Origin of the sequence: Rivularia sp. UHCC 0363, from assembly GCF_034931125.1 — a bacterium.
GTDB lineage: Bacteria > Cyanobacteriota > Cyanobacteriia > Cyanobacteriales > Nostocaceae > Rivularia.
Genome location: NZ_JAYGHM010000029.1, coordinates 69077 through 90956 on the forward strand (window position 1 = coordinate 69077; position 21880 = coordinate 90956).

20 protein-coding genes are annotated in these 21880 nt (G+C 37.2%); 9 read left to right on the forward strand and 11 right to left on the reverse strand.

Features of this window, described 5'->3' with window-relative positions; genetic code table 11:
* Window positions 1–49: 49 nt before the first annotated feature.
* The 6 genes from VB797_RS17570 to aroB all read right to left on the reverse strand — a co-directional run bounded on the left by VB797_RS17570 (window position 50) and on the right by aroB (window position 6235).
* Window positions 50–1888 carry a lipoxygenase family protein gene (locus VB797_RS17570; protein ID WP_323239011.1) on the reverse strand — a complete coding sequence of 613 codons (1839 nt, stop codon included), beginning with the start codon at window positions 1886–1888 and terminating at the stop codon, window positions 50–52.
* Between the two features lie 168 nt (window positions 1889–2056).
* Entirely contained in the window at window positions 2057–2791 is a 735-nt protein-coding gene (locus tag VB797_RS17575) for an MlaE family lipid ABC transporter permease subunit (protein ID WP_323239012.1), read from the reverse strand.
* A gap of 171 nt (window positions 2792–2962) precedes the next feature.
* Window positions 2963–3190, reverse strand: a complete 228-nt coding sequence (locus VB797_RS17580; RefSeq protein ID WP_323239013.1) for a DUF167 domain-containing protein — start codon at window positions 3188–3190, stop codon at window positions 2963–2965.
* Window positions 3191–3351: 161 nt separating this feature from the next.
* Window positions 3352–3897: a DUF2231 domain-containing protein gene (locus tag VB797_RS17585; RefSeq protein ID WP_323239014.1), complete on the reverse strand. Its 546-nt coding sequence runs from the start codon at window positions 3895–3897 to the stop codon at window positions 3352–3354.
* A 51-nt stretch (window positions 3898–3948) separates the two neighbouring features.
* Window positions 3949–4689: a DUF2993 domain-containing protein gene (locus tag VB797_RS17590; RefSeq protein WP_323239015.1), complete on the reverse strand. Its 741-nt coding sequence runs from the start codon at window positions 4687–4689 to the stop codon at window positions 3949–3951.
* Window positions 4690–5125: 436 nt separating this feature from the next.
* A complete protein-coding gene (gene aroB, locus VB797_RS17595) occupies window positions 5126–6235 on the reverse strand; it encodes a 3-dehydroquinate synthase (protein WP_323239016.1) in 1110 nt (369 codons plus the stop codon).
* A gap of 178 nt (window positions 6236–6413) precedes the next feature.
* Between aroB and petL the strand changes: the two genes are divergently transcribed.
* Window positions 6414–6509, forward strand: coding sequence for a cytochrome b6-f complex subunit PetL (gene petL / locus VB797_RS17600; protein WP_323239036.1), 96 nt, complete (start codon window positions 6414–6416; stop codon window positions 6507–6509).
* A gap of 60 nt (window positions 6510–6569) precedes the next feature.
* On the opposite strand, the gene bioB is transcribed toward petL, so the two are convergent.
* Window positions 6570–7571 carry a biotin synthase BioB gene (gene bioB, locus VB797_RS17605; RefSeq protein WP_323239017.1) on the reverse strand — a complete coding sequence of 334 codons (1002 nt, stop codon included), beginning with the start codon at window positions 7569–7571 and terminating at the stop codon, window positions 6570–6572.
* A 433-nt stretch (window positions 7572–8004) separates the two neighbouring features.
* Between bioB and VB797_RS17610 the strand changes: the two genes are divergently transcribed.
* The 4 genes from VB797_RS17610 (at window position 8005) to VB797_RS17625 (ending at window position 11710) form a co-directional block, all read left to right on the forward strand.
* Complete coding sequence (locus VB797_RS17610) at window positions 8005–8733, forward strand: pentapeptide repeat-containing protein (protein ID WP_323239018.1); 729 nt, start codon at window positions 8005–8007, stop codon at window positions 8731–8733.
* 43 nt (window positions 8734–8776) lie between these two features.
* A complete protein-coding gene (gene rimJ / locus VB797_RS17615; RefSeq protein WP_323239019.1) occupies window positions 8777–9337 on the forward strand; it encodes a ribosomal protein S5-alanine N-acetyltransferase in 561 nt (186 codons plus the stop codon).
* 95 nt (window positions 9338–9432) lie between these two features.
* Window positions 9433–9834: a hypothetical protein gene (locus VB797_RS17620; RefSeq protein ID WP_323239020.1), complete on the forward strand. Its 402-nt coding sequence runs from the start codon at window positions 9433–9435 to the stop codon at window positions 9832–9834.
* Between the two features lie 418 nt (window positions 9835–10252).
* Window positions 10253–11710, forward strand: coding sequence for a protein adenylyltransferase SelO (locus VB797_RS17625; RefSeq protein WP_323239021.1), 1458 nt, complete (start codon window positions 10253–10255; stop codon window positions 11708–11710).
* Window positions 11711–11750: 40 nt separating this feature from the next.
* Here VB797_RS17625 and VB797_RS17630 read toward each other — a convergent pair whose 3' ends face one another.
* The gene (locus VB797_RS17630; protein WP_323239022.1) at window positions 11751–12779 is read right to left on the reverse strand and encodes a glycerate kinase; all 1029 of its coding nucleotides are present in this window, start codon (window positions 12777–12779) and stop codon (window positions 11751–11753) included.
* Between the two features lie 506 nt (window positions 12780–13285).
* Between VB797_RS17630 and VB797_RS17635 the strand changes: the two genes are divergently transcribed.
* Window positions 13286–15193: a serine/threonine-protein kinase gene (locus VB797_RS17635; RefSeq protein ID WP_323239023.1), complete on the forward strand. Its 1908-nt coding sequence runs from the start codon at window positions 13286–13288 to the stop codon at window positions 15191–15193.
* Window positions 15194–15655: 462 nt separating this feature from the next.
* Here the strand turns inward: VB797_RS17635 and VB797_RS17640 are convergent, their stop codons facing one another.
* Together VB797_RS17640 and VB797_RS17645 are read right to left on the reverse strand one after the other, a co-directional pair.
* Entirely contained in the window at window positions 15656–16102 is a 447-nt protein-coding gene (locus VB797_RS17640) for a DUF2752 domain-containing protein (protein ID WP_323239024.1), read from the reverse strand.
* 59 nt (window positions 16103–16161) lie between these two features.
* Entirely contained in the window at window positions 16162–16416 is a 255-nt protein-coding gene (locus VB797_RS17645) for a CD225/dispanin family protein (protein ID WP_323239025.1), read from the reverse strand.
* A gap of 1746 nt (window positions 16417–18162) precedes the next feature.
* On the opposite strand from VB797_RS17645, the gene VB797_RS17650 reads away from it, so the two are divergent.
* From VB797_RS17650 to VB797_RS17665, 3 genes are all read left to right on the forward strand, one after another.
* Window positions 18163–19017: a polysaccharide deacetylase family protein gene (locus tag VB797_RS17650; RefSeq protein WP_323239026.1), complete on the forward strand. Its 855-nt coding sequence runs from the start codon at window positions 18163–18165 to the stop codon at window positions 19015–19017.
* A gap of 129 nt (window positions 19018–19146) precedes the next feature.
* On the forward strand, window positions 19147–19719 hold the full coding sequence (locus VB797_RS17655; protein WP_323239027.1) for an ureidoglycolate lyase: 573 nt from the start codon (window positions 19147–19149) through the stop codon (window positions 19717–19719).
* Window positions 19720–20219: 500 nt separating this feature from the next.
* Window positions 20220–20381 carry a hypothetical protein gene (locus tag VB797_RS17665; protein WP_323239029.1) on the forward strand — a complete coding sequence of 54 codons (162 nt, stop codon included), beginning with the start codon at window positions 20220–20222 and terminating at the stop codon, window positions 20379–20381.
* Window positions 20382–20498: 117 nt separating this feature from the next.
* On the opposite strand, the gene VB797_RS17670 is transcribed toward VB797_RS17665, so the two are convergent.
* Complete coding sequence (locus VB797_RS17670) at window positions 20499–21317, reverse strand: SDR family oxidoreductase (RefSeq protein WP_323239030.1); 819 nt, start codon at window positions 21315–21317, stop codon at window positions 20499–20501.
* Window positions 21318–21880 lie beyond the last annotated feature (563 nt).

A 21880-nucleotide genomic window follows, 5' to 3' on the forward strand; every position in this document is an offset into this window, starting at 1 on the left:
TTTTTGACCTTTGACCTTTAACCTTTAATTCCTAACTCCAAACTCTTTCTTATCCACTTACACCATTAGACATTCGAGAGGGAAGAAAAGCGGAGTAACATTCTTTGCGACGTTTATTTCGTTGCTCAATTCGTTTTTCGACTACTTCTAAGCGATTTTGCAAACTGATAAGAACTCTGATAGCTTGCGGGTCTTGAAAACTATTTGTACCAAAATCAGTAAATGCCTTGGGGTCGCGTTTAGTACCCACTATAGACATAACTTGAATTTGAGTAAGGCTGGGTTGTACGGATGGTAGGAAACTAGTTAAACTGTTTTCGTCGGGGAATTTTCCTTTGCTTGTAGGAACGGGCTGATAAAGCGCTCCGGGCATATTAGGAATAAAAGCCATATATTGATATTGAATCCAAGCAATGGCTGAATGTTGGGGACCTGCGGTAAACATAATTATTGTCAAAATGTCAATCAATTGGTCGCGATTTGTTAGGCTAGCTGGTAGAGAAACAACACCAAATCCACCATCACTAACTGGTTTACGTAAAGCCTGCAACCAATTTTGTAACTCAAAATCTTCGCGGATATCTCGGTCGGATTTGTAATAAATCCCGATATATCTACTCACATAGTCTTCCAAGGTATTCCAAACCAGCAACCCGTCATCTCTATAGGGAAAATCTCCCAATATATAAGAATTATCGACACCGCGCTGACGTAAATAGGTAGGAAGTGCAAAGTCGCTGAAATTATTAAAAAAGTCAGATACTGCTGTATTTGTCAGTTGCAGCGAGCTTTCTAAAGTACCCGCTAAGATAACATCTATCGCTCCACCCGGATTAATTAGCCCTTCATCAGCAAGGCTATTGACTGCCATCGTAAACTCGAAATGAGGCTTTAAGAATACATTCACGGGATGGCGATCGCTAAGTGAGCGTGATGTTGCTAGTGCGATCGGTTCCATCACTAAATGAGTCTGTCCCAAATGACGATACAACTGATTGACATAAAAATCAGCCATTTGGGCAATTAACTTAGCTAATGTCCAGTCAACACCATCTAAAGGTGTACAAAGCAAACTTTCTCCCGGTACCTGTCCCAACTGGATAGCAATGGGGATTAACTGAAAATCGCCGCGAGTTCTTTGGGCAAAATAGAGTGCAATTGGAGCGCTCAGATATTTGTTTTCTTGAGGCTGAACGCTATCGAGTACCTCATAATCGGTAACAAACAAACCACCTTCTCGGATAGCTCTGTCTAGAGTTTGATGAATGCGTTTCCTACCCTTCGTCTTACTCAGCACGGCTTGAAAAATCTCATCCGTTATTGCAAGTTTGTCGCGAAGGTTGTAATCAAGGGTTAAAACATTCCTTAGTTCCATCGAATTGGGACCAGAAAGCCGCTGTTGTGCAAATACATCATCGCTGCGGAAATCTTGAGCAATATCGGGTAGCGGTAGCACGGGAAACAACGCAGCATAGTCATCCAAGCTTTGAAACGGTTTCGGATTATCCAGAAATGCTTGTTGATTAGCTCCTATTTTTTCCGATAAAATTACTCGATTATTGTTATATCCTTCAGAGAATGCTTCTCGCTCTGGTAAAGTCTCCACGCGGGGTGAATTTGGTAATCGCAACCCTAGCTGATATTCTTCACGAGTCTGTTGCAGCTGCATTTGGCGTTGTTGTTGAGTTGCTCTTGAATCCTTTTGAGGTAAGGTTGGGATGGTAGGATTATCTGGCGGTTGAGGTCTTGAGGGTTCGGTTTCTTTATCTAGCAAAGTTTCCAAACCAGGAGTACAAGCTAGAGCCATTAGCCCCATCATGGTACGGCGCGAAAAGACATATTGCTCGATTAACTCTTGTCGGCGTTGTTTTGGAGTTGGCGATCGCATAATATTTCCCCTTAAAAAGTTGTCAACTTCTGTAATATTAATGAGTGTAAATAGATAGGACTTATACAGTAGTAAAAGTTTAAATCTATGATGTATCACTACAACGTGTTACCGTATTTTTCTTAACAAACGATACATTTATTCACAATAAATATTGTTAAATATTGTTTATATCGGCTTTTCAAAAAATAGTAGAGAAAGGAAAAAATCCATAATAAAAATTGCCACCCAACTGCTGACAACAGCTTTAGTTGAAGATTCTCCCACTTCTTTTGCACCCCCGCAAGTTGCTAAACCGTGACTGCAACCGATAAAAGCAACTAAGATTCCAAAGATAAAACCTTTGAGTAAAATAATATATAGATCTGATGGTTCTAAAAAATTTCTCACCGACTCTAAAAATATTTCTGGAACTACTTGATAAAACTGTGCTGCGGCAAAAATTCCGCCGATAATTCCTATCACTAAAGAAAAAAGAGTTAATATCGGTAATATCAAACAGCAAGCCATCACTCTAGGAAGAACCAGGTAATCAATCGGATTAGTTCTCAACATATAAAGCGCATCAACTTGTTCGGTGACAATCATTGCACCGATTTCCGCAGCAAAAGCCGAACCTACCTGTCCTGCAATTATACTAGCCGTTAAGATTGGGGCTAATTCTCGACAGAAAGCCAAAGCAAAAGCACCACCAACAGCATCAACTGCTCCAAACCGGACTAGTTCCCTTGCAGTTTGAATCGTAAAAATCATCCCTGCAAAAAAACTTACCAGTAGCACGGGAGAAATCGAACCGGGTCCGACTTTAACCATATGTTCTAAAACATTGCGGTAACAGGTTTTTCCCTGTAATAAACGCAACCAAATTTGACCCAATAGCAGTAAGGCAGAAATAAAACGCACAACTTAGATTTCCTGCTTGCTTTTGGTTGCAATTTTACATCTATTGACTATAAAGCTGCTAATAATATTACATAATTCAAATATCGGGAGCGTTAAAAGTCTCTCTCACTTAAAGAAGATTTTTAAAAGTTGTATGCCAAATTTGCCAAATCCACTCTTGCGATACATCAATCATTCATCCATATCAACTTCAATCAATTTTTGCCGTGAGGAAGCACCAGATTTAATACGTATATAAGATTTTGGGATGTCAAACTTTTTTGACAAAACTTTAATTAACTCTTGATTCGCCTTACCATCAACGGGCGGCGATTTTAAATGTATAGTAAGACTACCGTCCTCTTCTTCAATAATTTTTTGTTGTTTAGAATTCGGTTTAACTTTAACTCTTTGTTGCATAAATTAAAGATTGGGGATTGGGAATTGTAAAATACGGTTTATTTAGTAATATTTTTAATAATATAATAACTAAGCAAAATAAGTATGCAAAAAGTGCGCCATTCTCAATAACGCACCTAAGCAATTTATAACTTATTAACCACTGTTAAATATTAACTGATTTAAAGTTCTCCTGGATTACCGTTACCAATCACAGAAATTTTATGTCGATAAACTAATTCCCCACCATACCAACCGGAAACACCGAGAAGTGTAGCTACGACAGTCGAAATTCCTAATCCCCAAGGTAATACGGCTCCTACAGTAGAACCCAACCGCAGGACTAAGTTAATTAAAGTTAGTGATAGAGCTGCTATATTCAGAGCCATATGCGCCCAACCAGCGGTGCGTAAACGGGTTCTTCCGATTCTAAAAAAGTCTAGCATTCCAGTTATAGCAGCTAAAATACCGGCTGCAAAACCACCTATGATTAAATAGAAAGATGCTCTTGCCCAAAAGACATCGTTAGTGAACCAAAAGATACCATCTGATAAAAACGCACCAACTAAAAAAGCAATTGGAAATTGCACGAGAATCGGGTGAATTGGATGTCCTAAAACAGCTACAGTACTAGGTACACCAGCATCTCGAAATTCTCTATCGTCTGTTTCTAAAACGTTAGGAATATTAGGGTATGGAGATGTTCTTCTGTCTTGAGTTTCTGTCATGATTAATTAAAGGTTAAAGGTTAAAGGTTAAAGGTATAATTTGGTAATTGATTACCCGGTAGGAATTTGTTCTACGTGAACTTGAGCCGACATTATCAGTTTCCCTGCTTCTACTTGTAGACTTTTTACTGTTAAATCCATTCCTTCTAAATCAAAGTTGCTTAAATTCAATAATTCGCTAGTTTGATTTATTAATGCTTCTGTCAATTCAGATGAATTTTCTTGATTATCACCATACTCAACGTTTTCCAAAGTAACAGTTTTTCCACCAGCACTAACACGGGGAACTGCGGAAAATGCAACTTGATTGGTTTCGCCTGTTTCCTTTAATAATACAGTGGCATTTAATTGGACTTTACCATCACCAGGTAAGCGAAAATCTACCTTTTGGGGGACAATACTTGTAGGTTTTCCGTTAATATTGATTTTTTGACTTTGTAACTGTTGCTGGACGTATTCAGAATTAAAAGCGCGGTTAATATCTTCTTCAAGTAAAACAACTCGCGTACTACCTTTAGCTGGTTTGGTAAGTTCAATTTTGCCAAACGCTGCACTCATGGGATTGATCGCGAGGTTATCAATATGTATATCTAATTCCTCCATGCGGAGGTCTTTTTGCATTACCAAACCATCACCATCAATATCAACGGATTCTACTTCTCCCTGAATCGCTTGGAGCGGATTAGTTTTGATATCAATATGTAAATCTTCTACTTCATCTAGCTGACTAGACATTCCTACTTCTGCGGCTTTATTGAGAGCTTGCTCGCCTAATCCAGCATTTTCTGGCATTCTGTACCTTCTTTATTAATGGCTTCCCTTAAGTTAATTTATTCCTTTTAATAAAAAAAGTTCTCTCCCTAATGGGGTAGGAAAGGTTGTGTATTTATCAGTCTAAAAGGATAAATTTGATTTTGGAAGAGTGAAGGATGAAATTATATTGATTTTTTTGATATTATTTATAGATGTATTTAAAAATTCTTAAATTTAGAATTGCTGCAATATCGGTTCATTTATTTACCTTCCATTTAAAGGCTAAAGGTCAAAGGTTTAGGGCAATAAAAACTCCTAACTCCCAACTTAAGTACTCGTGCAAAATAAATTAAACATTTCGTCTGGGGAGGGAATAGGGTTGGGGGGAAGGTTTATATAACTCACGAGTAATTATATAAATAATGCAGGCGTTAGTACGTACTTATCTCCCCATACCCAATTACCAATTACCAATTCACATATTTTGCAACACCTCACGAATCACCTCTGAGGGAACTTGATCGGAAATTGTCACTGCACCAATCTGGGTTGGTAATATAAACCTGACTTTACCCGCTTTGACTTTCTTATCCAATTGCAACGATTCAATTATCTCTGCAATGTCTAACCCTGCTGGTAATTTTATCGGTAAACCCGCTTTTTCAATCAAAGCGTTTTGTCTTTGCACTTCTTCCACTTGCCACATTCCTAATTTTGCGGCAATTTCTCCCGCTGCAACCATGCCGATCGCCACGGCTTCACCATGATTAACTACGCTGTAACCCGTCAAACTTTCGACTGCATGAGCAATAGTATGTCCGTAGTTCAAAGTCGCCCGCAATCCCGCTTCTTTCTCATCTTTACTAACTACATCAGCTTTTGCTTGACAAGAGCGCGTTAATATGTAATCAACTAATGATTCTTGATCGGAGAAAGGAGCCATCAAATATTGCATTTGGTCGAGATTTTTGCACTTTTCCATCTCTGCAAATAAATCGGCATCCCAAATCACGCCATACTTAATTACTTCTGCCATTCCAGCACGTAATTCTCTTTCTGGTAAAGTTTTTAGCACTTCCGGGTCGATTAATACCAAACGCGGTTGATGAAAAGCACCAATCAAGTTTTTTCCTTGAGGATGATTAACACCAGTTTTACCACCGATAGAAGCATCCACCATTGCTAAAAGCGAAGTCGGTACCTGTACAAACTTAATTCCTCGCAGCCAAGTAGCCGCAGCAAAACCCGTCATATCGCCAATTACACCACCACCCAAAGCTACCATCGTAGAAGAACGTTCTATGCGGTTTTCCAGAGCCGTATCGTATATTTTTTGTATAGAATCCAAATTTTTATGCTGTTCCCCATCGGGCAAAATACAGCGACATACATCGAAACCAGCAGCATTGAGCGAACTTAACGCCCTTTCCCCATAATGTTCAAAAACCGTCGAGTTAGAAACCAACAACACCTTCTGACCCAACTGCAAAGCATTCATATAATCGCCCAGTTTATCCAACCCAGACGGCGATATGGCAATTTCATAAGCAGACAACGGCAGATTTAAATTAATAGTAGAAGACATAGCTTTACCCCCATACAAGCCCCTGTGCTGTATTCTATCGTAATTTGAGGGATAGGGGACAAGGTGTGATGGGGGGATGGGGTGATGGGGGGACGATTACCAATTACCAATGCCCCATTCCCAATGCCCCATAACAAATGCTTCAATATATGTAATGAACGATTGTGGAGAAAAACAAATGCTAGCTATTGTTTCGTATATTGGTTTCTTAGTTCTGTTTACTGGTATCGCTGCCGGTTTACTCTTCGGTTTACGTGCAGCCAAGATACTTTAATTTTGGAAATGGGCATGGGGAATAGGGAATTGGTAATTGTCCCCCCATCCCCCTATCCCTTTAAACTTTGACTTTTGACCTTTGACCTTTGACCTTTGAATTGCTTTCTCGCGCTTCCAAGCCTAGCAGGTTCAACATTTCTTTATCAGCATCGTATCCGGGACAAGGTGTGGTAACGGTTAACATCTTTCCGTCGTCGCTGGAAAATATGGAGTTAGCACCTGCCATAAAGCACATTGCTTGTTCCATTTGAGAAAGTCTCGATCTACCCGCACTTAAACGAACGTCGGAACTTGGCATTACAATACGGGCTGTAGCGATCATCCTTACTACTTCCCAAATGGGGACATCGGGCTGATTTTCTAATGGTGTACCTTCAACTTGAGAAAGGATGTTGATGGGTACGGATTCTGGATGGGGTTGTAGGTTCGATAAGGTGCATAACATGGAAACTCGATCGCCAACACTTTCCCCTAGACCAAGAATACCGCCGGAACATACGGTTACGTTTGTTTTACGAACATTGTCGATCGTATTAAGGCGATCGCCATAGGTTCGAGTGGTAATAATTGTGCTGTAATAATCTTGGGAAGTATCGAGGTTGTGGTTATAAGCGTAAAGTCCCGCATCCTCCAAACGCTTTGCCTGTGACTCGTTGAGCATTCCTAAAGTGCAGCATACTTCTAAATCTAATGCTGTAACTTCTTTTACCATTTCTAAAACTTGCTCGAATTGCGAATTATCTCGTACTTCGCGCCAAGCAGCCCCCATACAAACCCGACTAACACCGCTTTGTTTAGCTTGCTTTGCGATATCAACTACTGTTTGTTTATCTAAGAGAGATTCCGGCTTTACTTCTGTTTTGTAACGGGAAGATTGAGCGCAGTAACTACAATCTTCTGGACAAGCGCCGGTTTTAATTGATACCAATTTACAAACCTGTATCTTTCTCGAATCATGATACTGACGATGTATGCTAGCTGCTTGATAGATTAGCTCTAGCAAAGGAGTATCATATATTGCACGTATTTCTGTTTCCTGCCAATCGTAGCGTATTTCCACAGAGTAAATTATCCTTTTTACAATTATCAATTATTATTAGGCACTTTAGATTTAAAGAGTTAAGAGTTAGGAACACCAGCTTTATTAATCATAGGACTTACGCAGCTGGCATATTTTTTTTGTAGGGTGCTAGTACACAGACTAATTATCAACCTAGTAATAAGACGGTGAGTGTACGGCACCATCCGAGTTTTGTGACATTTGCGGCCATTCCTGAATCAGTGTCATCCATTTAATCCGTGTTTGAAGTTAATAATTATTTTTATCTTTATCTTTATCTTTATCTCCTTGTCTCTCATTTCCTCCTTTACTTTGATAATTAATAATTCATCCTACTTTTTTTCTAAAAATCCTCTGGTACATTATGTAGGGTAAGCATTTGCCTAAACATAAAAGTAAACTAGGCTACATTTATTTGTATTTTATCAAATTTATGAATTCACAATCTCAGGAAATCATCAAATTAGATGAAGTTTATAGTACAACGAAATCTACTCAACTGGGTGGTTATTTTTTCCGTAAGGTAGAAAATCTCAAATCAAACTTTAATTCGACTGATATCGCTAAAAAAACTTATATTTATTTGATTTTATTGGTAACATCTGCTGTTGTATTTTTATTTTTTACAATTAGTATTTTTCTGCATGGATTTGATAAACCAGCATATCAGTTAAATCCAGCACAAAGTAATGTAGCTATAACTACCAATATTCATCGTCAAGAGGTGCTATCGGATTATCTGAAAACGATGACAGCAATAATTTTAAAAGAAAATCCCCAGGAAATTAGAAAAAAAGCGGCTACTTTTCGAGCGATAACTCAAGCGACTTTAGAAGAAATTGACCCTATACGTAAGCGTTTTGTCATCATGTTTTTAGAAGATACACAATTGCTCAAAATATCGACACAAAAACAAGTATCGTTATTGATGGGTGTAAATTTAGCCGGAGTCAATCTACAGGGAATAAATTTCCGGTTCAACAATCTGCAAGGTGTTAATTTAGAAAAAGCTGATTTGCGTGGTGCCGATTTACGTAAAGCTAAATTAAGCAACGCTAAGCTAACTAATTCTTGTTATAACAATTACACTTTATTTGATAAAAACTTCGATCCGGTTGCGGCAGGTATGAAAGAAGTGGCACAATCTCAAGTATGTTTTTAATAAAAATTATTTTGCTTTAGTCATAAGTTCTGAGAATAAAGTGATGGAATTGCATCCGTACATAGTAACTAAACGCCTATTATTACGATTGGCTAGTCAGGAAGATGTACCAGCTATTATCAAATATTACGCTGAGAATAAAACTTATCTTACTCCTTTCTATCCTGTATGGTCGGAATCTTTTTTTTCAGAAAAATATTGGGAGAACGAAGTCGAAATAGCGATCGCCGAATTTGTGCAAGGACAGTCATTAAGACTGCTGATTTTTAATCAAAGTGAGTCTACAATAATTGGAACTATTAATTTTCGCAATTTCATCCGGGGTGTTGCACAATTTTGTACCGTAGGTTACAGTTTGGCAGAAAAAGCACAAGGTCAGGGTTATATGACAGAAGCCCTACAAGCTAGTATTGATTATGTATTTGAACAGTTAAAAATGCACCGAATCATGGCAAATTATATGCCTCACAATCAACGTAGCGGTAATTTGCTCAAGAGGTTAGGATTTGTGGTTGAAGGTTATGCTAGAGACTATTTATTAATTAACGGTCAATGGCAAGACCATATTTTGACAAGTTTGATTAATCCTCAATGGGAAGCTTAAAAATCTGAGATTTCAGTTAGAAAATGCTGACAAATCTAAAATTATAAATTCAAAATTCAGTTCTAAAATCTAAAATTATTTAAGAGGTTTTCTCAATGTTTAGTAAATCCACAAAGCGTTTTTCCGTTTTTTTGAGTGCTGCAATTATCAGCATATCCTTAACTGGAGTTTCTGCGAAAAAAGCCGAAGCATTAATACCTAGATATATTTTGATTCCGCTGACAATACAAGCGACAGGATACGCATTACCACGTATTTATAAAAAACTCACTCCGCAACAGCGCAAAGAAGTAGATGCGATTCAAAGCGAAGCATTTACACAAATTAGTAATGTATTAACCAAAGTGCAGCGCACTCAAGTTATGCAATCCTTAAAAACGCCCCAAGGAAGAAAAAAAATACTTCAATCGATGAAATTAACACCTAAGCAAAAAGCTCGCATTCAGTCAATAGTTAAAACTTCGCGTCAGAAAATGAATGCGATTGTTGGTAATTAATAGGTTAAATTCTTTAACTTATACTAATCATGTTGTAATCTTACATCAACATTGTGGATAAATTTTTAACTGGTTCCCAGCCGGAGGCTGGGAACCCATGACAGTCGGCTCTGCCGACCGTCAAAAGCCAACACAAAAACTGTATGAACTTTTAGCCCAAAAAAACTACAGAGTCAACAGCCTAGGCTCTGCCTCTTAATATACTTGAGGCGGAGCCTCACACACAGGAGTTCCCAGTCGGAGACTGGGAACTAGTTAAATCAACACCTTAGTCACACACCCTACAAGAAAAAAATCATAGTTATTTGTACACCTAACCCAACCTATATTAATTCCTAACTCCTAACTCCTAACTCTTAACTCTCAACTCTTAACTCTTATCCCCCCACTCCCCCCTCTCAGATGTACTATTAAAAGTATGGCAAACTTACCCATACTGGTAATGCAAACGGCTGAAACTACCAATCCCCTACTCAATCTCAATTACGAACCGGCATTTGAATCTTTAGGTTCGGACTACTTTGATGAAGTCATAACAGAAGAATTCTCCCTTCATAAACTGCGCTTTCGTAATGATGCACTGCTTCCGCTGCTAGGATTGAACCCCCAGCAGGTGAGTGACGAAGATTTTATTCAAGCCTTTGGTAAATTTGAGCAACGCAAACCGCTACTCGCAATGCGTTACCACGGCTATCAATTTGGTGAATATAACCCAAGATTGGGGGATGGAAGAGGTTTCCTTTATGGACAAGTGCGCGGTTGCGATCGCGAACTTTATGATTTTGGTACGAAGGGTTCCGGTAGAACACCTTATTCCCGTGGTGGGGATGGAATGCTTACTCTCAAAGGTGGAATGCGGGAAGTATTAGCGGGGGAAATGCTGCAACGTATGGGTGTACGCACCTCCCGCTGTCTGAGTTTAATTGAAACGGGGATGCAGTTGTGGCGCGGTGATGAACCTTCCCCGACTCGTTCCTGTGTAATGGTCAGGATGAACCGTTCCCATATTCGTTTCGGAACTTTTGAACGTTTAAATTATTTAAAACGTCCAGATTTAACGAAAAAACTTTTAGATCATGTAATCGAATATTATTATTCGCATTTGGTTAACGAACCAGAAAAATATGCTTTATTTTATGCCGAATTAGTCGAAAGAGTTGCAAAATTAGCTGCACAATGGATGGCTGCTGGTTTCTGTCATGCGGTGTTAAATACCGACAATATGTCGATTACTGGGGAAAGTTTTGATTACGGACCTTATGCATTTATTCCTAGTTACGACCCGCATTTTACCGCCGCATATTTTGACCATTATAGTCGTTATTCTTATATCCACCAGCCAGATATTTGTATGTGGAACTTGGAAATGCTCCAAGAAGCATTAAAGGCTGTAATTGATAAGTCTGACATGGATGCTGGGTTGATCACATTTGGCAAACATTTTTTAGGCAATTACCGCTTATTAATGTTGAAAAAATTAGGATTCGATCAAGAATTACCAAAATCGGACATTGACGAACTATTAAAAGCAACAATTGATTTTCTCAAACATTATCCTATCAGCTACCATCACTTTTACGCCGACATCGCTGCAACTTTTTCTCCTAAATGGCAAGATGATGCCAGTTATATTTTAGAAGGTTCCGAGATCAAGCAATCTTTGGGTTCATCGGAATTATTCTTTAATTGGGCGGGAATTTATCACAGAATATTGAATACTATGGCAACTGATAAAATGGAAAATATTGCCAAAACATTAAAGCAGTATAATCCTCAAACTGTAATTTTAAGACCTGTAATTGAATCAGTTTGGGAATCAATTGATCGAGAAGACGATTGGCAACCTTTTAATGATTTACTTAAAGAGATTCAGTAATAGGTAATTGGGCATGGGGCATTGGGTAATTCCTAACTCTCTAATTCGGTTGATAAACTTTTCCAAAACTGCGATCGCGATTAATTTCAATTACTAAATCAACTGATGGAGATTTTAATTCTATTAATGGCTTGATGAATAATTCCGGGTGCAGTGCTTTCCAAAAGTAATTGACAAATTCTTCAATTCGTAAGTCGGTCATTCCAGGTTTACCGCTAGCTTTCATCTGATGTTCGGCTTGTTTGCGCCATTCTAAGGAAAGACGGTAATCTATAGGATATAGCACAATTAAACTATCTAACCGTTGCCACAAAGGTAAGTAATCGTGCAGTTTATCGTTGATATCGCTCGCAAATGCTTTGTCTGCTGCCGTAATAATCGGTAGCGGCGGAGTAGCAAATACTGCTGAATTAATTGGCTTTGTACCTACAAACCAACCTTCAAATAATACGATATCAATATTGGATACTGTTTCGGGTAAAGTGCGATCGCCATTTCCAGAATGTAGCGATTTATCGAAGCGAGGAACTGTTACGGTAGTTTGTCGCTGAAGAATATTATCTAAAAGATTTAAACCCAAATCAATATCATGGGTTCCCGGTGGTCCCCGCCAAATTAAACGAGGGTCTTGTTGTTGTAAAATTAAACGTGCTTGATAAGTTTTGTATAAATCATCCAAAGACAAACTTAAAACACGGTATTCTAAGTGTGACAAAATCAATTTGACAATTTTACAAGTTGTAGTTTTCCCGGTTCCTTGTCCTCCTAAAATTCCCTGAATAAAAGGACGCTTAGTTGCTTGATATTGGGATGCAATTTGCATTGCCAAAGGTAGCCACAAATCCCACAATGTTGGTAACATGGCGTTTGGTTGCATTTGTAAATTGCTTTGACATAATTGCTTAAAAGCGGGATAAATAGATTTGAGTAAATCCCAGCGTTTGTGTATGGTTTCCGTAGTATTTTCGGGTGTAATACCAAAAGCTTTTGCTCGCAATTTATCTTGAAGCGCTTCTGAGATTAAATTTTGATGAGGGGTTTCGTTTTCTATTAATTGTTCCGTAAGCATTTTAATTGGACATGGGGAATTGGGGATTGGGCATTGAAAAAATATATTTTATAATAGGTTGGTGCGCCAAAACACCCGCAGCCTAGAAGGCTAATATTACAAAGCCTACCTGCGTAGGCTGGATTAAGCGCATCTTTATACCGAAACGGTATAACTCTTAACTCTTAATTTTAGTGGAAAATCGGTTACAGAAAATACTCAAAGCTGCAAATACCGCTTAATAAAAATAAACATTTAGTGTATTCTGTTTAGCTTAAAGTAAGTCAGTTAAATTAGAATAATTACTAACTATGTACCTAATATTTGAGCATCGCGAATCAATCAAAGCTTAATCAACTTGCTACCATAAATCCAGTTTATAAATTATAATTCTTATAAAAATAGGATCTAAAAAGGCTAAGTGCTAACTCAATAACAGACTATGAACTACCCCGCCCATCTAAGAAGATGGACGAGGAATAGTAACACTTCGCTTTCGACAGTTGCTTCAATTCCCTAATACTAATATGCAAATTTGTCAAAATTCCAATTGTTCAAATCCTTTTAACTCTTATGGTAATAAATTTTGTGTCACTTGTGGTTCGAGTAGTTTGGATAGAGTTTTTAAAAATCGATATACTATCCAGAGACAATTAGGTGAAGGTGGTTTTGGTAAGACTTATGAAGCAAAAGATGCGGATAGATTGGATGCAACTTGCGTAATTAAGCAATTTCGACCGCAACTACAAGGTACTGCTGCTTTTGGTAAAGCAACAGAAATGTTTCGGGAAGAGGCTAAACGTTTATTTGAATTGGGAGAAAATCATAATCAAATTCCCCGTTTGATTGCCTATTTTGAACAGGGAAATAATTTATATTTAGTACAAGAATTTATTGCCGGGGAAACTTTATTAGAAGAGTTACAGCGACATTTATTTTCAGAAGCAGAAATTCGAGAACTGTTAGCAGATTTATTACCAGTATTGCAATTTGTTCACGAACATAATGTGATTCATCGCGATATCAAACCAGAAAATATTATCCGCCGTCATACCGATAAAAAACTAGTTTTGATTGATTTTGGTGGTGCGAAACAAATAACGCAAACTAGTTTAGCAAGACAGGGAACGGGAATTTATACTATTGGTTATGCACCTTTGGAACAAATGCAGGGATATGCTTGTGAAGCTAGCGATTTATATGCTTTGGGTGCAACTTGTGCGCGGTTGATGACTGGTTGTTTGCCTTCACAAGATACTTACGGTAATCTTTTTGATAGTCTTTATGATGTTAGAAATGCCTCCTGGTTATGGCGAGAACATTTGCAGGAAAAAGAAATAAAAATTAGCGATAATTTAGGGAAAATTCTTGATAAGTTACTTAAACATTTAGCTAATGATAGATATCAATCGGCATCAGAAGTTTTGCAGGCTTTAAATAACAGCGCTGTATCTAACGGTTCAGTAGAGAAGACGACCATATCTAGCGTTCCTACGACGATTATTTCTGCACAACCAACTTCTATTCCTCAGCAACCTACACCTCAATCACACAGCCTGGAAAATGCATCTTTATCTTACGTTTTAAACGGTCATAAAAACGTTATACGTTCAATAATATTTAGTAGTGATTCTCAAACTCTTTTTAGTGGTGCTAACGATAAAACTATCAGGATTTGGAATCTACAAAACAGAAGTTTGCAAAGTCATTTATCTGAACCTGGAGAATGGATTGTACTAGCAAGAACGCTCGATGGAAAAACTTTAGCTAGCGGTAGCAGCGATAAAACTATTAAAATTTGGAATCTTGAAACTGGACGCAAACAAAATGTCATTAAAGCGCATTCCGATTTAATTAATTCATTAAGTATCAATCAAGAAGAAAATTTACTTGTTAGCTGTAGCCGAGATAAAACTATTAAAATATGGCAACTTGATGACGGTAAATTAATAAAAACTCTTTCTGAAAATGCAGGTTTTGTTTATACAGCGAAAATCAGTCCCGATGGAAAGTTTATTGCTAGCGGTGGTAGCGATAAAGTTATCAAAATCTGGCAATTAGATACCGGATTGTTACAAAAATTGTCAGGAAGTCCGGGCTTTGTTCGGGCGATCGCCATAAGTTCTTCTCTACAAATACTTGCTAGTGGTGGCTTTGGTACAGTAATAAATTTGTGGAATTTACGTACTGGACAAATTCAGCAGCGTTTAGAAGGACACAATGGAATGATTCAAACACTTGCTATTTCTCCAAATGGAGAAACTTTAATCAGCGGTAGTGACGATCGCACTATAAAAATTTGGAGTTTACGAACTGGAGAACTTATTAAAACTCTTAGTGGTCATAATGGCAGAATATTTTCCATTGCTATAAGTCCAGATGCAAAGACGATCGCAAGTGCGGGTGAGGATAAAACTATCAGGATTTATCAGTAGTAACTCATCGACTAAAAGCTATAAACTATACATAAAATTACGCAGATGGCATATTTTTCTTGTAGGGGAGGCGGTTGAGGGGGCGTAGATAATATCCCCCTTTATTGCCGTTGCTAGTACACAGACTAATTATCAACCTAGTAATAAGACGGTGAGTGTCACGCACTAGGCTGTTGACTTTGTACCTTTTTAGGTGATGCTACTTCATACATATTTCTTGTTCCCAGGCTCCGACTGGGAACGCTTGGTGGGAGGCTCTGCCTCTTAATATACTTGATGCAGAACATCACATACAGGAGTTACCAGCCGGAGACTGGTAACTAGTTAACTACACCACAGAAAATGTGTGAAAAAATATGGTTAATTTCCCTTAAAGTCAACAGCTTAGTCACGCACCATCCGAGTTTTGTGACACTTGCGGCCATTCCTGATATATTCATAACTCCAGTGGTCTTAACTTTTCTAAGGTGCTAACCAATTAAAAGGAGGTAGGGGAATATTGCGTAAAACCCAGTATGCGAAAACAACTTTTAAAAACAACCAAATCAAAGCAGGTTTGACATAAACTTGAGGAATTTTTTGACCCAAAATAACTGGTGAAGTGTACGAAATAAAAGAATAAATTAAATATGGTGTAGCTAATACCATCAACGGATTCAAATCTAAAGCTGCTAAAAAATGCCCGTGAAGTAATTGGTGTATGGCTCGTAAACTACCACAACCGGGACAATATAAACCTGTAAGCGCTCTAAATGGGCTGGAAGGATATAGTTGAGAACCAGCAGGATTAAAATAATATAAAATAATTGCTGCTAAAACAATGATGCTGCTTAAGATTGCAACCTTAAACGTTTTTACCGAGATAGGTAAAGATTGGCGGCGAGACTGTGGTATATAATTCATATTCATAGGGAGTTTCTATTGGTTTAAAGAAAGCGATCGTTTTATTAAGAGCTAAATTTTACTTATTATTGGTTTGTTGAAACTCCTATAATTATTAGGATTACATACAGTATTATAAAAGCCAGTCCTGAACCAAAGGAAACCCAAGTCCATAATTTTGCAGATTTCGATGAACTAAGCGCACCTTCATAATCTCCTGCTGCCAATTTTGAATTTACTTGTGCAGCGTAGACTATGGCTACAATTCCAAAAGGTAGACAGCAGAAAATGGTACTTAAGATTGCTTGCGGTAGGTAATTTGGTACGTTTTGAGATTGCATTAAAGCATCCTTGAAATAAAGTTAATCACTTTTTTGTGCTGTTTTTTAGAAAAATACTTCGATAAGTAAATTATCAAAGCAATTTTTGAAAAATATATGGTAGTAGGAGCGTCTTGCTCCCTAGAAACGAATAGCGATCTTTTCGGTTTGTCCTTCTCCTTCGGAAACACACTAAGCGTTCACTGGAGGTGCGGCTAACGCACTACAATATTAAACATTTGAGATTCAAGTTAAAACTATTTTAAGTTCCTAATTTCAACTATGGAAATCATGAAAATGATTTAACCATTTAGGCTTAAGATAACAGAACTCTTCTAAGTCGCAAATACTGCTTCATAAAAATCAATACTCAGTATAATATATTTACCTGCTTTCGTTGGAATGAAACATACAGGATCATTTACAAAATTACTTTCTAAAGACTTATAAGAACTATTTCATTAATACAACTGTATTAAAATATTCTATGAAAAGTTATTCTCAAATGCCAATTACAAATACAGGACTTACGATATTGTCACACACCCTACAATAACAATTGTGCCAGTTGCGTAAGTCCTATTAATAAGAGATATGAGTATTTTAGATGCAGACTAAAAGTATTAGATACAAAGATGTAGAGACTTTGCAGTTGCAAAGTCTAAACTATATTTAATTAAGTAGAATTACCCCGTTTCTTTCCTCGTTACTTATTCATCTTTTTTCTTTTTGTCCCAGACTTTTACTTCGTAATGTTCATCGGGCTTTTTTTCTCTTTTAGGAGAAGTAATGAGTAGAAATATTAAGAGAATCAACAAAGCACCTTCCATACGAAAACCTCCTTTAAGATATTGGGTTTCTTCGTATCCGTAGCCTATGCAATTAACATCAAATCCTCAGTTAAAGTTTCCGGAATTGTGTTGCCGTTCATCTAGGGAACCGAAAATCATATACCTTATCTTGTTTATATGCTAAACATCTGGTATTAATTTTACACTCTGTCTTAAGAGCTATTTTATCAAAAGATACATTAAATTTAGGTTAATTAGAATACTTATTGAACTTAAAAATAATTGATTTAATTTACTCTGTAAAATATAAAATATTGGTTTTTGTAAATTAAAAATCTTAAACATAATGCTTAGAAAATTTAATTTGATTACAAAATAACGATCAGTATAAATCGTAAATAATAAGTCCTACGATTAGATTATGCCAAAATAAAAATCGAGATACGGATGAATACTAAATTTATATTCCGTATAAGTTCATAGTAATTAAATAGTCGTATAGTAGGGAGTACAGAGTAGGGGAAAAGAACGACTTCCGTAAATAAATGTAAAATTACTCAAATTTTTTTGGCTTTACCTTACAAGTTCATGTTAAATTAACAGCTTGGAAAAGCAAATAAGGAATAAAATAAAGTAATAGTAATGAAAAACCATATTAATCAATAATCATACTTTTATAGCCGATTTCATTTGAGTATCGTTATAAGGGAGCAGGAAGTAGGGGAATGTACCTCATTTATTTGCAAACTGCTGAATATAATTTTTTTTGACATCATTTGTATGACACTAGCGAGCGAGACGCATCTCCTTACGGACACGCTCCGCTACCGCACTACAATATTTTCACGTTTATATCTTACGGACACGCCCTCGCCGCACTGCGTGAACGCTAACACATTATATAATTTAGCTGTACATCAGCTTAAAATACAAATTATCAACTCCTAACTCCTAACTCCTAACTTATATAAAACCTATGCTTCCTCCATCTTTTCAACCAATTTCACAACGTCCAAATTTAAATTTGCCTAATAATGCTAGAGTCGCGGTGTGGGTAGTAATGAATGTTGAACATTTCACCTTTGGTAAAATAGGAACGGCAATTCAACCTCATTTAAATAGTTATCCAGAGATAGCTAACTATGGTTGGAGAGATTATGGAAATAGAGTTGGTATTTGGCGTTTATTTGATTTATTTGCAGAATTGGAAATTCCCGTAACCGCAGCAGTAAACGGTGAAATTTATACGCTATATCCAGAAATAATGGAAGCTATAGTTTCTCATAACTGGGAAATAATGGCACATGGAATTAATAACTCTACTGGTCATAGTGGCATGGATAGAGAAGCAGAAATAGATACTATAAACAAAACTTTAACATTACTCAAACAAGCCACTGGTAAAACACCAAAAGGCTGGTTAACGCCGGGATTTTCGATTACAGAATCAACATTTGAATTATTACATTCAGCGGGAATTGTTTATACTGCCGATTGGGTAAATGACGACCAGCCGTATTGGTATCCACTTCCAGATGGTCGTTTATTAGCTATACCTTATACTATAGAAGCCAACGATATCACTTTATGTTTGAGCAACCGTTTTTCCGGTGCAGAATTTGCGAAAGCTATAGAAGACCAATTTTATCAATTGTGGCAAGAAGGAGAATCGCGATCGCGAATAATGGCAATTGGTTTACATCCTTTTATAGTCGGTCAACCATTGCGGTTAAAATATTTAAAAGAATGTTTAATGAATATAAAAAATCAACCCGATACCTGGATCACAACGGGAGAAGGGATATACGAATCAGTTATCAGTCAGCAGTGAGCAGTTAAGAGTTAACAGTTATCAATTTTATCATTCTCACATACCTGATAATACTAAAAACAATTTCAATCCAAAATCCATTGACGCACAAGCGTCTTCTCGTAGAGTAATCCAAAATCTAAAATTCATATGGCTTCTCAAACCAAAATAACAATTCCTGTAATCGATGCTGATGCGGAAAATATTAAACCTTACGGACATTTGTTAGGTGATGATGTCAGTAAACCAGGATTAGGAATACCTTTTTATCAAGGAAGAGTATTAGAAGGTGAAAATATAGACTTTTCCTATCGGGGAAATGCAACTTTTAGAACTGCAAAAATCATGCCAGGTTATCCTACAATAACTTGGTTAGAACGTCATATGTACATGACACAAATGTTTATCGGTTTGGGGCAAGCACCATTTATTATGGTATTATCACCACCAAATCATCAAAACAATCAAGATTTACCCGATTTGTCGCAAGTAAAAGCGCTACGTTTTCCTGCTGGACACGGACTTTTATTGTATCTTGGTACTTGGCATGATTTTCCTATAGCTTGCGATCGACCTGTGGTTATTCTCACAGCAAATTCAGATGAAGTAGTTACAGCTTTAACTCAAATGAAAGAACCAGGAGAGATGAATCAAGGTGATGTTTATAAGATTTCTCTTCCTAAAAGATTGGGCTGTGAAATTGAATTAGAGGTAGATGTTTGATCGATTCTCCGTTTGATTAGACTAGATAGTTTACCTGTATTTGAAAGTGGAGAATTATTCTTAATCTGCTTTAACTCCTGTGATGTTTTAAAAAATATTTTTAAACGCAGAGGAAAGCAAAGGTAAACGCGGAGTTACGCTAGAAGCCCGAATATCTTGCATTAAATAGATACCGTTGAGACGTAATGCATTAAAAATTATTTGTTGACTGGTCGATGGTGGTAATTTAGCTTAAGTATCAAAAAGTTGAGTCCGATGTCCGATGGAAATCATGATGGCGATTCCTTCGGTGAGCTTCGCTTAACGCACCATTATTTAAAATACTAAGCATTCTTTCTACAAATGCTTCGGCTTTATTTTGGTCTTGTGACAATTGCGACCATTCCTGACACTATTACTTTAGAACAGTTATATTCTAATACTTTTAGCAGATTAATCATCTTGGATAAAGAATTAATCTTAGAAGAGTAAGTATAAGTAATGCAGGAGAACTAATTAAAATGGGCTATCAAACAACATTAGGATGGTCGCTGTTAAGTTCTGGAATGACTACGCTTTTGCTGAAAGTTCTCCCTGGTGATTCTCTATGGTGGGGAGTCGCTCTTTTAGTAGGTGGAATTGCTACCCTTTTTATACGCAAAAGCGTTATAGAACAAAAGTAAATTGTAAATTATTGATAACGCAGCCACGAGGATTTTAAACTCTAAAGTTGAGAGTAAGCTTTATAACTTTTTTCCAAAAATTCAGGGAGACGTTGCAATGCAACGTCTCTACACAAACTACCAACTATTAACCCAGCGTTGATAATACTGCTGTATTTTCGGAGCTTTGGTCTGAGGTGATGCAAGTTTTAACACCGTCTCTAACAACCAAGGTGCTAAACGTTGACACCATATTGCTAAATGACTTTGCCAACCAACTAAAATTTCTGATGAGTCTCTTTGCAATCCTTTGACGAATGCTTGCGCTACTTTTTCCGGTGTCATGGGGATCACTCCACGGTATAGTTGCAAGTCTCGCACCATGTCGGTAGCTGTCAAAGTTGGTAACAATGAAACTACTTTGATGTTATAAGGTGCGAGTTCTCGACGCAAAGCTTCGGTAAATCCCAAGATTGCAAACTTAGTCGCGGAATAAGTTGCCATTGTTGGAGCTGCAATTTTACCCATCAAACTTGATACGTTAACAATAGTCCCTTGTCTTTGCTTTACCATCCGTCGTGCGACCATGTGAGTCATGGTGTATGTTCCCAGCAAATTCAAAGATAATTCTTCCTGCACTTGAGGTAATTTAGTTTGCAAAAATGAGTTTTGGTGAGCTACCCCAGCACAGTTAACTAATATATCCATTGGACCATAACTTTGCCAAAGTTGAGCAACCGCAACGTTTACAAACACTGGCTTTGTCAAATCCAACGGCATAATTACCGCTTCTACATTCATTGCTTCCACAAGTTTGGCAACTTCGGCTAGCTTATCTCGCGAACGAGCAACCAATATCAACCGTTTTGCTTTTTGTTGCGCTAATGAGAGCGCGATCGCACGTCCAATACCACGGGAAGCTCCGGTAATTAGTACTGTTTTGCCTTGGATATTCATTTTTTTCCTCCATACTTCAAGTATTAGTGCAATATTGCTTTTTGCCGGTATATTTACCCGGAATCTACATCGATATCGACAATAAGTAATAGAAATGTATTCACAGCAATAGGAACAAGCTGTTTATGGTTTATTTTTCTAGCCTAATCAAAATATTTGCAATAATGGTCAGATTTCTCTGTGTTACGGTTCCCCGACCAATATTCTTTTACAATCCTCAGTTGCAGATATCGTCAGTAAGTTGCATATCCCCCCGACACGAATTTATATCATCGTCGTCATGCATCACACTCTAACAATTAAATCAACCTTGTGCAACAAACTTTAATAAGAATTTCTTAATATTACTTTACACAAAGTATATATGAATAATCATTTTTTAGATAAGTTTTGTTTAATAGTGGTTGGCAAATGTTTGCGATCCCCAATAATGCAGATATTTTAGTTACATAATATACCGTTTAAATGACTACATTAATCATCATGGGTGATGATAAGTTGTTACGTATTTAATTTGTATAAGACTAGCGAGCAAGATGCATGTCCGTAAGGACATGCTTTTA

Coding starts and splice junctions, on each gene's coding strand:
- VB797_RS17570 (WP_323239011.1), bottom strand. CDS start 1,888: ATGCGATCGCCAACTCCAAAACAACGCCGACAAGAGTTAATCGAGCAA.
- VB797_RS17580 (WP_323239013.1), bottom strand. CDS start 3,190: ATGCAACAAAGAGTTAAAGTTAAACCGAATTCTAAACAACAAAAAATT.
- VB797_RS17585 (WP_323239014.1), bottom strand. CDS start 3,897: ATGACAGAAACTCAAGACAGAAGAACATCTCCATACCCTAATATTCCT.
- VB797_RS17590 (WP_323239015.1), bottom strand. CDS start 4,689: ATGCCAGAAAATGCTGGATTAGGCGAGCAAGCTCTCAATAAAGCCGCA.
- aroB (WP_323239016.1), bottom strand. CDS start 6,235: ATGTCTTCTACTATTAATTTAAATCTGCCGTTGTCTGCTTATGAAATT.
- petL (WP_323239036.1), top strand. CDS start 6,414: ATGCTAGCTATTGTTTCGTATATTGGTTTCTTAGTTCTGTTTACTGGT.
- VB797_RS17610 (WP_323239018.1), top strand. CDS start 8,005: ATGAATTCACAATCTCAGGAAATCATCAAATTAGATGAAGTTTATAGT.
- rimJ (WP_323239019.1), top strand. CDS start 8,777: ATGGAATTGCATCCGTACATAGTAACTAAACGCCTATTATTACGATTG.
- VB797_RS17620 (WP_323239020.1), top strand. CDS start 9,433: ATGTTTAGTAAATCCACAAAGCGTTTTTCCGTTTTTTTGAGTGCTGCA.
- VB797_RS17625 (WP_323239021.1), top strand. CDS start 10,253: ATGGCAAACTTACCCATACTGGTAATGCAAACGGCTGAAACTACCAAT.
- VB797_RS17630 (WP_323239022.1), bottom strand. CDS start 12,779: ATGCTTACGGAACAATTAATAGAAAACGAAACCCCTCATCAAAATTTA.
- VB797_RS17635 (WP_323239023.1), top strand. CDS start 13,286: ATGCAAATTTGTCAAAATTCCAATTGTTCAAATCCTTTTAACTCTTAT.
- VB797_RS17640 (WP_323239024.1), bottom strand. CDS start 16,102: ATGAATATGAATTATATACCACAGTCTCGCCGCCAATCTTTACCTATC.
- VB797_RS17645 (WP_323239025.1), bottom strand. CDS start 16,416: ATGCAATCTCAAAACGTACCAAATTACCTACCGCAAGCAATCTTAAGT.
- VB797_RS17650 (WP_323239026.1), top strand. CDS start 18,163: ATGCTTCCTCCATCTTTTCAACCAATTTCACAACGTCCAAATTTAAAT.
- VB797_RS17655 (WP_323239027.1), top strand. CDS start 19,147: ATGGCTTCTCAAACCAAAATAACAATTCCTGTAATCGATGCTGATGCG.
- VB797_RS17665 (WP_323239029.1), top strand. CDS start 20,220: ATGGGCTATCAAACAACATTAGGATGGTCGCTGTTAAGTTCTGGAATG.
- VB797_RS17670 (WP_323239030.1), bottom strand. CDS start 21,317: ATGAATATCCAAGGCAAAACAGTACTAATTACCGGAGCTTCCCGTGGT.